The 13,575-nt window shown below is 71.5% G+C and carries 12 protein-coding genes; 10 read left to right on the top strand and 2 right to left on the bottom strand.

The genetic code is table 11. The features are described 5' to 3' along the window. Window positions 1-57 precede the first annotated feature (57 nt). Window positions 58-1,137: a ferritin-like domain-containing protein gene (locus ABD339_RS07640; protein WP_344563509.1), complete on the bottom strand. Its 1,080-nt coding sequence runs from the start codon at window positions 1,135-1,137 to the stop codon at window positions 58-60. 230 nt (window positions 1,138-1,367) lie between these two features. Between ABD339_RS07640 and ABD339_RS07635 the strand changes: the two genes are divergently transcribed. The 6 genes from ABD339_RS07635 to ABD339_RS07615 all read left to right on the top strand — a co-directional run bounded on the left by ABD339_RS07635 (window position 1,368) and on the right by ABD339_RS07615 (window position 7,093). Further along, a complete protein-coding gene (locus ABD339_RS07635) occupies window positions 1,368-2,315 on the top strand; it encodes an AurF N-oxygenase family protein (RefSeq protein ID WP_344563507.1) in 948 nt (315 codons plus the stop codon). 238 nt (window positions 2,316-2,553) lie between these two features. After that, complete coding sequence (locus ABD339_RS07630; protein ID WP_344563505.1) at window positions 2,554-3,282, top strand: TetR/AcrR family transcriptional regulator; 729 nt, start codon at window positions 2,554-2,556, stop codon at window positions 3,280-3,282. Window positions 3,283-3,467: 185 nt separating this feature from the next. After that, entirely contained in the window at window positions 3,468-4,001 is a 534-nt protein-coding gene (gene soxR / locus ABD339_RS07625; protein WP_344563503.1) for a redox-sensitive transcriptional activator SoxR, read from the top strand. Between the two features lie 4 nt (window positions 4,002-4,005). Beyond that, the gene (locus tag ABD339_RS33720) at window positions 4,006-4,299 is read left to right on the top strand and encodes a hypothetical protein (protein ID WP_425575920.1); all 294 of its coding nucleotides are present in this window, start codon (window positions 4,006-4,008) and stop codon (window positions 4,297-4,299) included. 195 nt (window positions 4,300-4,494) lie between these two features. Further along, the gene (locus ABD339_RS07620) at window positions 4,495-5,394 is read left to right on the top strand and encodes a protein kinase domain-containing protein (protein WP_344563501.1); all 900 of its coding nucleotides are present in this window, start codon (window positions 4,495-4,497) and stop codon (window positions 5,392-5,394) included. A gap of 760 nt (window positions 5,395-6,154) precedes the next feature. After that, window positions 6,155-7,093, top strand: coding sequence for a C40 family peptidase (locus ABD339_RS07615; protein ID WP_344563499.1), 939 nt, complete (start codon window positions 6,155-6,157; stop codon window positions 7,091-7,093). Between the two features lie 59 nt (window positions 7,094-7,152). Here the strand turns inward: ABD339_RS07615 and ABD339_RS07610 are convergent, their stop codons facing one another. Next, a complete protein-coding gene (locus ABD339_RS07610) occupies window positions 7,153-7,980 on the bottom strand; it encodes a hypothetical protein (protein ID WP_344563498.1) in 828 nt (275 codons plus the stop codon). A gap of 483 nt (window positions 7,981-8,463) precedes the next feature. Between ABD339_RS07610 and ABD339_RS07605 the strand changes: the two genes are divergently transcribed. The 4 genes from ABD339_RS07605 to ABD339_RS07585 are packed head-to-tail and all read left to right on the top strand — an operon-like array spanning window position 8,464 to window position 13,561. Then, a complete protein-coding gene (locus ABD339_RS07605) occupies window positions 8,464-11,898 on the top strand; it encodes a sensor histidine kinase (RefSeq protein ID WP_344563496.1) in 3,435 nt (1,144 codons plus the stop codon). Continuing rightward, window positions 11,895-12,563, top strand: coding sequence for a roadblock/LC7 domain-containing protein (locus tag ABD339_RS33715; RefSeq protein ID WP_425575919.1), 669 nt, complete (start codon window positions 11,895-11,897; stop codon window positions 12,561-12,563). The genes ABD339_RS07605 and ABD339_RS33715 overlap by 4 nt, the downstream gene beginning before the upstream one ends. Next, window positions 12,505-12,969: a DUF742 domain-containing protein gene (locus ABD339_RS07590; RefSeq protein WP_425575918.1), complete on the top strand. Its 465-nt coding sequence runs from the start codon at window positions 12,505-12,507 to the stop codon at window positions 12,967-12,969. Before ABD339_RS33715 ends, ABD339_RS07590 begins: the two co-directional genes overlap by 59 nt. Continuing rightward, the gene (locus ABD339_RS07585; protein ID WP_344563493.1) at window positions 12,950-13,561 is read left to right on the top strand and encodes a GTP-binding protein; all 612 of its coding nucleotides are present in this window, start codon (window positions 12,950-12,952) and stop codon (window positions 13,559-13,561) included. Before ABD339_RS07590 ends, ABD339_RS07585 begins: the two co-directional genes overlap by 20 nt. Window positions 13,562-13,575: the final 14 nt, after the last annotated feature.

Raw genomic sequence — 13,575 nt, 5'->3', positions numbered from 1 at the left:
GGGAAACCTCTCGGCACTCGCACGTCCGGAGTCCTCCGTGACCGGGCGACTGTGCCGTTATGCCTGGCTCCTGCCCTCCTCGATGGCCTCGTCGACCTCGGCGGTGCGTTCCGCTTCTTCGGCGGCGAAGCGCTCGGCGTCCAGCTTCTCCGCCACCTCCTCATCCTGGGCCATGAGCAGGTCGAGGTTCTGGTCGCCCATCTCGAAGACGCCCATATCGACATAGGCGCGCTGGAGCCGTTCGCCCCACAGGCCGATGTCGCGGACGCAGGGCACGATGCGGCTGAAGAGGAGGCGGCGGAACAGCTGGAGATACTCGGACTGTTCGCTGAAGGTCTCGGCCTCGGCCTCGGGGATGCCGAAGCTCTCCAGCACCTCCGAGCCCTTGAGACGGTCGCGCATCAGGTAGCAGCCCTCGATGACGAACTCCTCGCGCTCGCGCAGTTCCGCCTCGGACAGCTGCTTGTAGTAGTCGCGCAGTGCCATCCGGCCGAAGGCGACGTGACGGGCCTCGTCCTGCATGACGTAGGCGAGGATCTGCTTGGGCAGCGGCTTGACCGTCGTGTCGCGGATCATGCCGAAGGCGGCCAGGGCCAGCCCCTCGATGAGTACCTGCATGCCCAGGTACGGCATGTCCCAGCGGGAGTCGCGCAGGGTATCCCCCAGCAGCGCCTGGAGGTTGTCGTTGATCGGATAGAGCATGCCGACCTTCTCGCGGAGAAAGCGGCCGTAGATCTCGGCGTGCCGGGCCTCGTCCATCGTCCGGGTGGCCGAGTAGAACTTCGTGTCCAGGTCCGGGACGGACTCCACGATGCGCGCGGCGCACACCATCGCGCCCTGTTCGCCGTGCAGGAACTGGCTGAACTGCCAGGAGGCGTAGTGCCGGCGAAGGTCACCGCGCTCGGCCTCGTTCATCTTGTCCCAGTACGAGGTGCCGTAGAGGGTCATGGCCTCGTCGGGGGTGCCCAGGGGGTCGTACGGATCGACCTCCAGGTCCCAGTCGATGCGGCGCCGGCCGTCCCACTGCTTGTCCTTGCCCTTCTGGTAGAGGGCGAGGAGATGGTCTCGGCCGGGACCGTTCCGCTGTCCCGGCCAGAGGGCTTTCCAGCTGAAACGCGCGCTTCCGGAGGCAGGCACCTGCCAGAGGGGCTGTCCGGCTGTTGCGTATAGAGGTCACGTGGGGACACGGACATCTCCTTCGACTCACGGACTGCCCGTCACGGGTGAGTAGTTGGCAGGCTCACACGCGTGTTACCGCACGGTCAACAAGCGGCGCGCGAGGGATTGACGTCCTTGCTGACAAGCAGTCTCATAAGAGTGAGCAGGAGACGTGACCGCCGGTAACACCGACAAAGAGGTGCCCCAGCATGACGACAGCGCCTGACATCGCCCCCGAGGAACGCGAGGTGCTCAGGGACGCCCTCGGCCTGCTCAAGGACCGTGAGCAGGTCGCCGAGCGGCTCCTCGAATCCTCAAGGAAGCACTCCTTCGACCCGGACACCGAGCTGGACTGGGACGCGCCGTTCGAGGACGGCAAGTGGTTCTGGCCCCCGGAGCTGGTCTCGCTCTACGACACACCGCTGTGGAAGCGGATGTCCCAGGAGCAGCGCTTCGACCTCGCCCGCCATGAGGCGGCCTCGCTCGCGTCGCTGGGCATCTGGTTCGAGGTGATCTTGATGCAGCTGCTGGTGCGGCACATCTACGACAAGCCGCTGACCAGCAATCATGTGCGCTACGCACTCACCGAGATCGCGGACGAGTGCCGGCACTCGATGATGTTCGCCCGCATGATCAAGACCGGCGGCGCGCCCGCCTATCCCGTCTCACGGCTGCACCACAATCTCGCGCGCGTCCTCAAGACCGTCTCCACGACGCCGGGTTCGTTCACCGCGACGCTGCTGGGCGAGGAGATACTCGACTGGATGCAGCGGCTGACCTTCCCCGACGAGCGGGTGCAGCCGCTGGTGCGGGGGGTGACGCGGATCCATGTCATCGAGGAGGCCCGGCATGTGCGCTACGCGCGCGAGGAGTTGCGCCGTCAGATGGTCAAGTGCCCCCGCTGGGAGGCCGAGCTGACCCGGATCAGCTCCGGTGAGGCGGCCCGGGTCTTCTCCATCTCCTTCGTCAATCCGCAGGTGTACGAGGACATCGGCCTGGACAAGCGGGATGCCATGGCCCAGGTGAAGGCCAGCGGCCACCGCCGCGAGGTCATGCAGTCCGGCGCCAGGCGTCTGACCGACTTCCTGGACGAGATAGGTGTCCTGCGGGGAGTGGGCCGCAAGCTGTGGGTCAGCTCCGGACTGCTGCCGAAGTGAGGCCGGTCAAGGGAAGTGAGGCGGGTCCATGGGAGAGCGCGGCAGGGGACGGATGAAGCGCTTCCGTTCCGGTGGCCGCGTGCGGTGACCGATTCCCGGCAGCATCCGGTGCGGGTGGTTTTCGGGGAGCATCCGGTGCGACGGGAGTTTTCAGGGAGCATCCGGTGAAGCACACGTGAGGGAGCCCTGGAGCGCACGGGAACACCTGTGCACCTCAACGGCGGATACGCTGCTTTCCATGAGCAGCAGCGGCACCGCCCCGGCCTACCGCAGACTGAGCGTGGACGAACGGCGCAGCCAACTGCTCCTGCACGCGCTCGACCTGTTCGCCCGCCGCCCGCCCGAGGACGTGTCGCTGGACGATGTGGCCACCTCGGCCGGGGTCTCCCGCCCGCTGGTGTACCGCTACTTCCCCGGCGGCAAGCAGCAGCTGTACGAGGCGGCACTGCGCAGCGCCGCCGACCATTTGGAGCGCTGCTTCGCCGAGCCGCACACCGGCCCCCTCACCACGCGCCTCGCCCGCGCGCTGGACCGCTATCTCGCTTTCGTGGACGAGCATGATGCGGGCTTCATGGCGCTCCTCCAGGGCGGCAGCGTGGTGGAGACCTCGCGTACGGACGCGATCGTGGACGAGGTGCGCCGGGACGCGGCGGAGCAGATCCTGACCCACCTGGGCGCGAGCGGACGCCCCCGCTCCCGCCTGCGGCTGACCGTGCGCACCTGGATAGCCGCGGTGGAGGCCGCGTCCTTGATCTGGCTGGACGAGGGGAAGCAGCCGCCGCTGCCCGAGCTGCGGGACTGGCTGGTGGACCACTTCGTGGCCGTACTGACCGCGACGGCGGCCGGGGACGCGGACGCCGCGGCGGTGACGCGGGCCGCGCTGGCGATGGAACCGCCGGAAGGCCCCGTGGGGAGTCTGGTGCGCAGAGTGCTGCCGGTCGTCGGGGACGCCACTCACCTGCTGTGACGGCGGTTCGCGGTACGGGCGGACCACCGGAGCCGCGCTGCTGGGCCTTGGGCCGCGTCGTCGTGTGCGGGCGTGTGGCCGGAGAATCCGAGAGCTCTGTGGCCGTGCATGCCGGGACGGGCCAGGGCGGGCGGCACTAGGGCAGGACTTAAAGGGCGCTTGAAGGCAGGGCTAGGCTGGGGCCCATGGCGACTCAACTGTCCTGGAAGGCCAAGGAAGCCACCGTCGGAGAGCTGGCGGAGCGTGCGGGCGTGGCCACCTCCGCGCTGCGTTTCTACGAGCGCGAGGGGCTGATCAAGAGCCGTCGGACCTCGGGCAATCAGCGCCGCTACAGCCGTGACACCTTGCGCCGCGTCGCCTTCATCCGGGCGTCCCAGCGGCTGGGCATACCCCTCGCCGCGATCCGGGACGCGCTCACACTGCTGCCGGAGGGCCGTACCCCCACGCGGGACGACTGGGCCGCCGTCTCCGAGTGCTGGCGCGAGGACCTCGACCAGCGCATCGCGCTCATGGAACAGCTGCGCGACCACCTCACGGACTGCATCGGGTGCGGCTGCCTGTCGCTGACGACCTGCGCCCTGGTCAACCACCAGGACCGTCTCGGCCGGGAAGGCCCCGGTGCCCGCGCGCTCGCACAGCCCTGCGGGCCCGGCATCGCGCGGACGGATGGCGGGCCCGCCTGTCTCGCCGGGGACGCCCGCGACGAACAGGCGGTCTGAGCGGATGCGCAGCGAGAACACCGCTTTCAGTGGCGGGCCGCTGGACGGGCGGACCCTGCCCGTACCCCTCGGCCCGACCGGCAGACCTCCGCGAAGCTATGAGGTTCCCGTCCCGGGCGCCGAAGGCGGGGCCCCGACGGTGTACGTGTACCGGCTGGAGCCCGCAAGGGTGAACCGGCTGGGCCTGCCGCGTGGTTGGAGGTACGTCTACGAACCGGACGGGCGTCCCGACGGGGGGCCGCTGTCGCGGCTGCCCTGGCGGATGCCGCGGTTCCGGGCGCGGGAGCGGCGCTCCTGAACGGCGGGCCGGGCCCCGGCCCGCCCCATTAGTCCATACCATTGACAACAGTGGTCTAGTCCGGTTTGCTCGCTGAGCGGGTGGCGCCGCCCCGGTCGCCTCCCCGGGCTCGTCACATCAATACGGGCGGCGCCCCTCTCTCCTGCCATGCCATGACCTGGACAAGGCGGCGTGTGACGCGTTTATCTGCTGGGCGTGATCGATCCCATCGCCCGCCTGAGCCGGACCGACCCCTCCCATCTGGGTCCGTACCGCCTGTACGGCGTCCTCGGCAGCGGCAGCGCGGGCACCGTCTACCTGGGCAGGGGCGCCCCCCGGCGGGGAGCGCGCAAGCAGCCGGCCGCCGTGCGCGCCGTCCGCCCCGAACTGCTGCGCGACCGGCAGTTGCGGGCGCGGGTGCGACAGGAGAGCACGCGGGTCGCCGACGCGGTGAGCAGCCCCTTTGTCGCCGGCGCGCTCGGCTGTGAGCTGGACAGCGAACAGCCCTGGATCGCGAGCACATTCGCGCCGGGACACTCGCTGGCGACGCTCGTGGCCCACTTCGGACCGCTGCCCGAGATGTCCGTACGCGCCCTCGGCGGCGCCCTCGCCCGCGCGCTGACCGCGCTGCACACGGCGGGAGTCGCCCACCGGGATCTGCGGGCCGCGAACGTGCTGCTGACAGCGGAGGGACCGCGTCTCGTCGACTACGGCACCGGACTGGGACGCCCGGCGGCCGGGCCGCCGCCAGGGGGAGCGCTCGCCGGGGGCTTCGGCGGTCTCGCACGTGCGGCCGACGATGTGTTCGAGCTGGGCGCGCTGCTGGTGCTGGCGGCCAGTGCCCGGCAGCCTTTCGCGGGGAGCCCGCTGCCCGCCGCGCGCGAGACTCCCGACCTGACGGACGTGCCGGATGCCCTGCACACCCCGCTGCTCTCCTGCCTCCACAAGACCCCGGAGGCGCGGCCGAGCCCCGAGGCTCTCGCCCGCGCCCTCGACCTGTCCGCAGCGGCGAACCGCCCGGCGACCGAGTGGCTTCCGGACTCCTACCTCCATGAGATCGGCAGCCGCGCGGACGAGGCCCGGTCACTGGCGGGACGGCGGCTCTTCGGGTGGTGAGGGCCGGGCGGTGCCGGGCTGGCGGGGTGACTCGGAGAGCGGGCGGGGCGCGGAGGAGGGGCGGGCTGCGGAGGAGGGGGAGGGGGCGGAAAGTGGGCGGGTGCGGAGGTGGGGGTTGGGTCGGCGGGCGCCTTCACACGTTCGGGTGACGCGGGTTGGGACGCGGCGGCCGAACCTTGGTACCTCGGGTCCGGCGGCAGACGTATGAACCCGCTTTCCGGGGCGCTGATGAGCCGCCGCCGACTCCGGAGCAGCTCGCGGGGCGCCCCGCGAGGCTTGCGCCCGGCCTTCGCCACGTCGCTGCCGCCGTCTGCGCACGAGCCGTCTCCGTGCGCGCCTCAGGCGGTCCAACTATCGGGTGAGAGCCGTGCACCCACCCGCTTCGCTCGCCCTGAGCAGGTGTGCTTGCCCGTGCCACGATCGCCACAGAGCGGCCGAGTACGGGGAGCCCGGCTACGGGAGCAGCCGCTCGGAAACGAGGTGTGTGGTGTCGAGGACGGAAGCGGTACGGGGAGCGGGGACGGCACGTCGCGCGGGACGTGGAGGGCGCGCGCGGCGTCCGGACCGTCCCGGGGGTATGGCGCGCGCGGGGGCCGAGGGACTGGCGCTTCTGGTCGCGGTGTGCGCGGTGCTGGGGGTGATGGCGCCGCCTGGGTCGGCGGCGCCGGGCACTCCGTCGCCTGAGCCCGGCCCCTCGCGGGGGGCGGACCCTCCGGAGCCTGGGCCGGCGACCCCGGGCGGCAGGTCGGTCAGTGCGCTGTTGGGTGAGCTGCGCTCGCTCTACCAGCGCACGGAGGCCGCCTCGGAGGCGTACAACGGGACGGAGGAGAAGCTCAAAGCCCAGCGCGCAGAGGTGCGCCGGAGGCAATCCGCACTCAAGCGGGCCCGGGGCGCGCTGGCGACGGGGCGCTCGCGGGCGGGTGAGCTGGCCCGTCAGCAGTACCGGGGCGACGGGGCAGGGCTGCCGCCCACGCTCCAGGTGCTGCTCGCACCCGACCCCTACCGTCTGATCGAACGGAGCCACCTGCTCAACCGAGCGGCCCAGGATCAGGCGGTAACGGTACGGCAGTTGGCCGGCGGGGAGCGTCGGCACGCGGCAGCAGTGCGGCGCGCGCGGCAGGCGCTGGACCGGCGGCGGGAGCTGACGGCACGCAAGAAGGGGCAGCGCGACCAGGTGCGGGAGCGGCTGAGCGAGGTCGAGCAGCTGCTCTCCTCCCTGTCCGGGGACCAGCTGACCCAGCTGCGGAGGATGGAGCGGGACCGCACGGACGCGGCGCAGCGGAAGCTGCTGGCCTCCGGCACCCTGGGGGGCCCGCAAAGCGGGGCCAGGGAGCCCTCGGCACTGGGGCAGCGGGCCCTGGAGTACGCGCTGGAACAGCTTGGGAAGCCGTATGTCTGGGGCGCGGAGGGGCCCGGCTCGTTCGACTGTTCGGGTCTCACCTCGAAGGCGTGGCAGCACGCGCACCGGGCCATTCCCCGTACCAGCCAGGAGCAGTGGCGGCGGCTCCCCCGGGTGCCGCTGAACAAGCTGCGACCGGGTGACCTGGTGATCTACTTCGCGGGCGCGACCCATGTGGGGATGTACGCGGGAGCCGGGCGTGTGGTGCAGGCGCCGAGGCCGGGAGGCGTCGTCAAGATCTCGCCGCTGGCGGACAATCCGCCGATCGGCGCGGTCCGTCCCGATGGCGCCCGGGCATGAGCCTCCCCGTCGTCACGCCGCCGGCGGCCCGGTGCTCGCCGCACACCCTGCTCCCGCTCTCAACCCGGTTCGGCCAGGAGGACGGTGGCGTCGTCGTGAGGCTTGCCCCGGGGCCGCTGGACCGCCGCCTCCGCCGTGCGGACCCGGGCCACCAGAGCGCGGGGGCCCTCCTTGCGGACGAGGCCGAAGAGGGCGGGCCAGTCGCCGAGGTGGAAGGTCTCGGTCCAGCGAGTGGCACCGTCCGTGAGGGCGAGCAGGGTCCGTACCGCAGACCGTGGGTGACTGCCCGTCACGGCGTGTGCGGCAACGGAGGGGTCGGCCGCCGCCGTGTAGAAACCACTGCCGTCGGGGGCGTTGCGCAGGCTCTCGACAGCGCGGACGTAGGCGGTGCGGTCGGCGGGGTCGCCGCTCGCGCGTACCCGGTCACGCAGGTCCTGTACGAACGGAGGGAGTTCGGCGAGTCGTCGGTCGAGGACGGGCAGCACGGTCCCGTCGTCGGTCTCGATGAGGAGCGCGGAGTCGGAGAGGACGAGATGTTCGACGTGGTGGTCGTCCCAGCGCGCGACGACCACGGTTGCCTGGGGAGTGCGCGGGTGAGAAAGATCACAGGTCTCTCGGTGAATATCGGCCACCCGTCCGATGGCGGCGGCGAGGCATTCGGCCAACGTCATGTCCCGGCGTGCACCGGACAGTTCGATCAAAGACCCGCCGAGCCGGGCCACGAACCAGGGGACTCCGTGTACGCAGCCGTCGTCACCCGCGGGCGGAGTGACCCCGTCGAGTACCACGAGCACTCCCCCGGTGCCGGAGGCCGGCAGTGCGGCCGATGCATAGTCCTCGTTGGGACGTTGGGGATCGCCGGGCTCGGAGATCATCTCTACGCGCATGGCAGCAGTCTGCCGGAGAGGCGGAGAACGGCTTCCCCCGCGTGGCATTCGGCGGACCGGACATCCGGAGCGAATGGCGCCGCACCGGGGGCCGCCGGTTCCCGCCCGCCTCGTCATCGCCGTTCGGTGGAAGGTGTATCGCCAGGCGGTCAGGGTCGCTCGACAACGACCGGAATCAGGCCCTCCGAAAATGTGCGGCGGGCATCCTGCCAGGACGCCGGAAGGATTTCCAACCCATGCCCGGGAGGCGGACAGCCCCCGTCTCAGGCTGAGTTGTTCCTCAACTGATGAGTGATGTTCACTCCTTCGGGTGGCCCCGCAGGGGATCAACACCCGCCTCGTGAGCGCGCTGCGATGGTCTGTCGTCGAGTCCGGCGGAAGGCCGAGCAGTGCCGGAGCAGGCGGGGGCCGATCTCTTGTCACACACGTTGGACTGTGCCCCCCGGGCCCTCCGGGACAGGCGGGACGAGATTGCGAGCACGGGTGCGGAAGAAGCAACTTCGGAAACCGGACGTTCTCCAGGCCACGGCGACCACGGCTGACGCGGCAAGCGTCCAGGAAGCCCAGGGCGCAGCGGGGGCCGACGAGGCGGCGGTCACCACGCGCACCACCGGAGTCACCGGCACCACCTCCGCCACACCTTCTCCGGACCCGAACACTCCGGATCTCACCTCCCCGACCGGCGCCACGCCGCTGAGCGATCCCGCGCACCCGGCCTCCGCCGCAGCTTCGTCCGAGTCCGAGTCCGCGCCCGCTTCGCAGGCGGCGTCCGCTTCCGGGAACGCGCCGTCGGCCGGGGCCACGTCCCCGGGTGATATCGCGCCGCCGCCCGCCGCGAGTGCGGGGGCAGGCGGGGATGGGGGTGGGGGTGCGCCGCCCCCGGCCGGTGGCGGCGTTCCGGAGTCGCCGGACGACCCGTCCGGTACTCCGGCCTCGGAAGGCTCGCCGGTCGCGGCCGGACGTAAGCGGTCGCGGGTGCGCAACAGGCTGCTCGGGTCCGTTTTGCTGTGTGCTGTCGCCGTCATCGCGGCGGGGACACCGGCTGTCGTCGCTGCCTCGCGTGACGCCACCGACGCACAGGAACTGGTCTCCCTCGCACGTCTCAACCAGCAGGCCATCGCGCTCTCCCACTCGCTGGCCGATGAGCGCGACGGGATGGTGGAGTACGTCGCGGCGGGCCGCACCAGCAAGGGCGGCGCAGGGGTGAGCGAGACCCAGCGGGCCCGGGTGGATCGCCAGGCGCGGGAGATCCGCGCCGCGTCGTCCCCCTCCTACGTCCGCAAGACCCTCAAGAAGCTGCCGGGGGCTCGGCAGCAGGCCATGACGGGGCACGGTGGCGCGTTCGATGTGTACGAGTCCTACACCGACGTGATCAAGGCCCTGCGCGGTGTCACCCAGCAGGTGGCCAACGATCTGCCCGCCCGTGCACAGGACCCCACGGCCGCCGCGCTGCCCGGTCTCGCGCGCGCCATCGACCAGGCATCCGCCACCCGGGGGCTGCTGCGCGGCGCGTTCGCCGGTCAGGGAACGCAGCGCGAGCTGACGGCGCAGGCACAGCAGGCGCGCGTACGCGAGGAGGCGGCGCTCGCCGACTTCGACGAGACAGCCGGCGCCAAGGCGCGCGACAGCTACAGCACGACCGTCAACGGCACGGATGTCAACGTGGCGGAGCGCTACCTCGAGCGCGTCACCGCACGGCCCTATCTCACGCCTTCGGTACGCGCGATGGATCAGGACAGGTTCGACACCTCGCTCTCGGCGCGTATCGCGCACATGCGCGGGGTCCAGTCGTCGTTCGCCGCCGAGGAGATCAAGCGGCTGGAGGGGCTGCGGGACGACGATGTGACGGCGTTGCAGCTGCGGGGGGCGCTGTTGGGTGTCTGCGTGCTGCTCGCGCTCGGCGTCAGCGTCTCGACAGCGCGTTCGCTCACCCGCCCGCTGTCCGTGCTCAGGCGGGGATCGCGGCGGCTGGCGGGCGACCCGGCCGGTGAGGAGCCGATCGCCTACAAGGGCAGGAACGACGAGTTCGCGGATGTCGTCAACGCGCTGAACTCGCTGCGCACTACGGCTGTCGGCCTGCGCCGCCGGGTCGCCGGTGCGGAGAGCGAGCAGGATCAGCTGGCCGTGGAGAAGGCCGAGCTGACCGAGCGCCACCAGCTGCTGGGCGACGACTACGCCGCGCTCCTGGCCGAGTTGGAGGAGGCGCGTGAGGAGCTGATCGCCGCGCTGGACGCCCCGCAGGGCACCTTCATCAACCTGGCCATGCGCGCCCAGGGTCTGGTGGAGCGGCAACTCGGTGTCATCGAGGAGCTGGAGGAGAAGGAGACCGACCCCGACCGGCTCGCCGCTCTCTTCAAGCTCGACCACCTGGCGACCCGGATGCGCCGGCACAGCGAGAACCTGCTGCTCCTCGCGGGCGCCGAGCACTCCGGCAGCCACCAGCAGGGCCCGGTGGCGCTGTTGGACGTCGTACGCGCCGCGATCAGCGAGATAGAGCGCTACGAGCGTGTCGAACTGGGTTCGCTGCCTCCGCACACCCAGATCAGCAGCTTCGCCGCGGACGACCTGAGCCACCTGATCGCCGAACTCCTCGACAACGCCGCGGCGTTCTCCGCGCCCGGCTCGGAGGTGCGGCTGTCCGGCTGGCGGCTGGAGAACGGGGAGGTCATGCTGTCCGTGCAGGACGACGGCATCGGGATGAGCGACGAGCGGCTCGCCGGGCTGAACGCACGCTTGAGCGAACCCGAGGCGCAGCGGTCCCCGTTCGCCCCGGACGGAAGCGCGACGGAGGCGGATGAGCCCAACGGGCTGGGCCTGGGGCTCTATGTGGTCGCCAAGCTGACGGCCCGGCACCGGCTGCGCGTGCAGTTGCGCAAGCAGAAGCAGGGTGGGCTCGCCGCCGTCGTCATCGTCCCGCGCACGATCCTCCCGGACCGTCCGGTGCCGGCCGCGGCTCCGGCGGAAGGTACGAAGCGGGCCGGCACGACTCGGCTGCCGGGCTCGATGGCAGAGGCCAACTCGAACGCGCTCCCGGGCGCCCGAAGGCGCCACGCGGCGCCGCCGGTCGATGCCGAAGGCGACCAGAGGCGGGAGGGTGCCCGGACTCGGGAGAGCGACCCGGCTCCGCAGCCGCACGAGGGACGCGAGTTCCACGAAGGGCGCGACGGGCACGGGGCCCGTGAGGGAGACGGTGGACACGGGGCCCGTGAGGGACGCGAGGAACGCGAAGGACTCAGCTCAGCCACCGGGGCGGGTGCTTTCGGCCCGGTCGGAGCCGGGCACGCGCCCAAGGCCGAGACCGAGATCGAGACCGAGCACGCACCCGAGGCCGGGACCGGGGCCGGGGCCGGAAGCGAGAGCGGAGCAGGGACCGGAAACGAGCCCAGGGGCGAGGTCGGGAGCCCCGGCGCCGACGCCGGAGACAAGCCCGTCGGCGAGCGCTCCAGGGCCGAGGGCGAGCAGGTCAAGGCAGCGGACGAGCATGCCCGGGCCGAGGACCGGGCTCCGGTGCAGGACGCCGGCCAGCGCTCCGTCCAGGACTCCGTTCACGCACCCGCGCCGACAGCAGGGGCGAGCGACGAGCGGGACGGCGTGCCGCCGGTCGTGACCGACAAGGGCCTGCCCAAGCGCACGCCCCGCGTCACCGCACCGGAAGCGGCGGCCCCGCGCCAGCGCAAGGCCGGGCCCAACGCAGAGGAACTGCGGCGCAGGCTCGGCGGCTTCCAGCAGGGCGCGCGAGAGGGGCTGCGGGAGGCGGCGGCGCAGGTCGCCGCCGGAACGGGCCCGGAAGCAGGCGCCCAGGCGGACAGCCACGCGGCGCTCGAAGCGGACGCTGAGACGGACGCGGCCGGGCCCGGTACGGAAGGTCGAGCAAGGACGCAGGTTGACGGTGGTACTGCCGAGGAGGCACGCAAGTGAACGCGCCCGCCACGCGTACGGCCAGCAGTTCTGAGGCGCGGAACCTGCGCTGGCTGCTGGACAGTCTGGTCGAAGAGGTGCCCGGGGTCCGCTCCGTGGCGGTCGTCTCATCCGACGGCCTGCTGCTGTTGGCTTCCGACCCGACGCTCGGTACGGAGTACGGCGACGTCGGTATGGGGCAGAGTCCGGCTCGGTCGGCCGCCAAGGCGTCCGCGCCCGCGTCCGGATCCGACCCCGCTCCCGCGTCCGCTGCGTCCGCTGCGTCCGCACCCTCCCCGGTAACGCCCCCCGGACCGGATGAGGCGGCGTCCAAGGAGAAGGCACCGACGAGACCGGCGGGCGACGGGCAGGCCGAGGCGGACGGCGGGCCGAAGGGCTCCAGCGCCGACCTGGCCACCATCGTCTCCGGCCTGGGCTCCCTGACGCTGGGCGCCGCGAAGCTGATCGACGCCGGGGAAGTGCGCCAGACGGTGGTCTCCATGGAGGAGGGCTCGCTCTTCGTCATGACCATCGGGGACGGCTCGCTGCTCGGGGTCCACGCCACTCCGGACTGTGACATGAGCGTCATCGGCTATCACATGGCACTCTTCGTCGGCCGCGCCGGACATGTCCTCACCCCCGAACTCCGCAGTGAGCTGCGCGAGTCCATGGAGCTGGAGCAGTGAAGCAGTGACATCGCATCCCCCCTTGCCGATACGCAAAGCCCCCGGCAGGGCGAAACGCGTCCGCCCGTACGCGCTGACGGGCGGGCGCACCGACTACGGCCCCGTGCTGCTGGTGGAGACGTTCGTCGCCGCCATCGAGGCCCCCGAAGAGCTGCCCGAGCTGACCTCGGGCGGGCTGCGCGACCGGGTGCTGCCCGAGATGCGGGCCATTGTGGAGCTGTGCCGCAAGATGCGCTCCGTCGCGGAGATATCGGCGCTGTTGAGGATGCCGCTCGGCGTGGTGCGCGTGCTGCTCAGCGACCTCGCCGAACAGGGAAGAATTCGGGTCTACGGCACCGGTCACGGCACCGACAGCCCCGATCGCGCGCTGCTGGAAAGGGTGCTTGGTGGACTTCGCAGGCTCTGAACCCGACCGGGGCCAGGCCCCAGCGTGGCAAACGGATCTGAGCCGCGCCCCCATATCCACGAAGATCGTGGTGGCCGGCGGCTTCGGAGTCGGCAAGACGACGTTCGTCGGTGCCGTCTCGGAGATCGAGCCGCTCAAGACCGAGGCGCTGATGACGCAGGCGAGCGAGGAAACGGACGACCTCACCTCGACGCCGGAAAAGACCACCACCACGGTCGCGATGGACTTCGGCAGGATCACCCTCGACGCCGACCTGGTGCTCTATCTCTTCGGCACCCCGGGCCAGCAGCGGTTCTGGTTCATGTGGGACGACCTGGTGCGCGGGGCGATCGGCGCGGTCGTGATGGCCGACACCCGCCGCCTTGAGGACTGTTTCCCCGCGCTGGACTACTTCGAGAGCTGCGGTCTGCCCTATGTCGTCGCGGTCAACAACTTCGAGGGAACGCCGGCCTACGACCCGCAGGACGTACGAGAGGCCCTCTCGGTGCCCGGCTACGCACCCATCGTGAACATCGACGCGCGGAAGCGGGAGAAGGTCACCGAGTCGCTCCTCTCCCTCGTCGCGCACGCGCTGGACGCCGCCCCTGCCTGAGCGGGTCGGACCCC

Origin of the sequence: Streptomyces axinellae (assembly GCF_039532135.1) — a bacterium.
In the GTDB taxonomy this organism is placed as follows: Bacteria; Actinomycetota; Actinomycetes; order Streptomycetales; family Streptomycetaceae; genus Streptomyces; species Streptomyces axinellae.
Note: the sequence above shows the minus strand (reverse complement) of the source record. Positions and strands in the feature narration are given on the sequence as shown.

Coding starts and splice junctions, on each gene's coding strand:
- ABD339_RS07635 (WP_344563507.1), top strand. CDS start 1,368: ATGACGACAGCGCCTGACATCGCCCCCGAGGAACGCGAGGTGCTCAGG.
- ABD339_RS07630 (WP_344563505.1), top strand. CDS start 2,554: ATGAGCAGCAGCGGCACCGCCCCGGCCTACCGCAGACTGAGCGTGGAC.
- soxR (WP_344563503.1), top strand. CDS start 3,468: ATGGCGACTCAACTGTCCTGGAAGGCCAAGGAAGCCACCGTCGGAGAG.
- ABD339_RS33720 (WP_425575920.1), top strand. CDS start 4,006: ATGCGCAGCGAGAACACCGCTTTCAGTGGCGGGCCGCTGGACGGGCGG.
- ABD339_RS07610 (WP_344563498.1), bottom strand. CDS start 7,980: ATGCGCGTAGAGATGATCTCCGAGCCCGGCGATCCCCAACGTCCCAAC.
- ABD339_RS07590 (WP_425575918.1), top strand. CDS start 12,505: ATGTCCTCACCCCCGAACTCCGCAGTGAGCTGCGCGAGTCCATGGAGC.